We start from the raw sequence: 1,669 nt of genomic DNA, 5'->3' as shown, positions 1-1,669 counted from the left end.
GGTTAGATCTTCCAACACCCAAGGGTGGTATCTCACTGGTGACTCCACGACCCCCTAAAGGGCCATATCAACGTCTCCCACTTATGCTGAGCATGAGAATCGAAAAACCAATGACAGCTTACAGTTAAGGTCTATAGGGTCTTTCCGTCCTTCTGCGGGTAGGCGGCATCTTCACCGCCATTACAATTTCACTGAGCACCTAGTTGAGACAGCGCCCAACTCGTTACACGATTCGTGCAGGTCGGAACTTACCCGACAAGGAATTTCGCTACCTTAGGACCGTTATAGTTACGGCCGACATTCACGGGGACTTGGGCTCAGAGCTTCGCCAAAAGAGGCTAACCCCTTACCTTAATCTTTCCGCATTGGTCACGTGTCACACCCTATACTTGGACTTGCGTCTTGGCAGAGTGCTGTGTTTTTGCTAAACAGTCGGTTGGGCCATTTCACTGCGGCCCCCCAAAGGGGGCACCCCTTCTTCCGAAGTTACGGGGCTAATTTGCCGAGTTCCTTAACTAGGGTTCACTCTTGCGCCTTGGTATACTCTACCCACCCACCTGTGTCGGTTTACGGTACGGGTTCCTTAGCATGCACAGGGGCTTTTCTTGGCACTGACGCCAGCCATACGGATCGGCCGTAGCCTCACCTCGGAATTCAATCACCTGGTGGCTTTGATCAATGCGTCCTCCCTGCTTAAGTTTCGGAAGTGCTGGAATATTAACCAGCTGTCCATCGCCTACGCATATCTGCCTCGGCTTAGGTCCCGACTAACCCCGGGACGAAAAACGTAGCCCGGGAAACCTGGGGTTTACGGCGGGCCGGGATTTCACCGGCCTTATCGTTACTAATGTCTGCATCCTCTCTTCTCAACTCTCCAGGGTCAGTCGCCATCACCCTTCAACGTGTTGAGAATGCTCCTCTACCGCGCCCATCCAATGGATGAACACCCAGAGCTTCGGTACCATGCTTATCGCCAATCATTTTCGGCGCAGGATCTCTCGATGAGTAAGCTATTACGCACTTTTTAAATGGTGGCTGCTTCTAAGCCAACATCCTCACTGTCTGTGAAATCCCACATCCTTTCCACTTAGCATGGTTTAGGCACCTTAGCTGCTGATCAGGGTTGTTTCCCTTTCGACGATGAAGCTTATCCCCCACCGTCTCACTGCCGCGCTCCACTCACCGGTATTCGGAGTTTGATAGGGGTTGGTAGGCGGGTATGCCCCCTAGCCCTTTCAGTGCTCTACCCCCGGTAATCAGCACGCGACGCTGCACCTCAATGCATTTCGAGGAGAACCAGCTATCACGGGGTTTGAATAGCCTTTCACTCCTACCCTCAACTCATCCGAGAATTTTTCAACATTCACCGGTTCGGTCCTTCACGCCATTTTACTGACGCTTCAACCTGGTCAAGGGTAGATCACCTCCGCTTCGGGTCCAGCACGTGCAACTAAAGTCGCCCTATTCGGACTCGCTTTCGCTGCGCCTCCGTTCCGGAAGAACTTAGGCTTGCCACACATACTGACTCGCAGACTCATTAAGCAAAAGGCACGCCATCACAGCCGAAGCTGCTCTGACACCTTGTAGGCACAGGGTTTCAGGTTCTATTTCACTCCGCTCGCAGCGGTTCTTTTCACCTTTCCCTCACGGTACTGGTTCACTATCGGTC

The 1,669-nt window shown here is 52.7% G+C and carries 1 rRNA gene; it reads right to left on the bottom strand.

Features of this window, described 5'->3' with window-relative positions:
* Nucleotides 1–1,669, bottom strand: a 23S ribosomal RNA gene (locus V6D20_13475); the annotation flags it as partial.

The organism is Candidatus Obscuribacterales bacterium, from assembly GCA_036703605.1.
Taxonomy (GTDB): domain Bacteria; phylum Cyanobacteriota; class Cyanobacteriia; order RECH01; family RECH01; genus RECH01.
The sequence above is the reverse complement of the archived record's forward strand: the minus strand, read 5'-3'. Positions and strand labels throughout refer to the sequence as shown.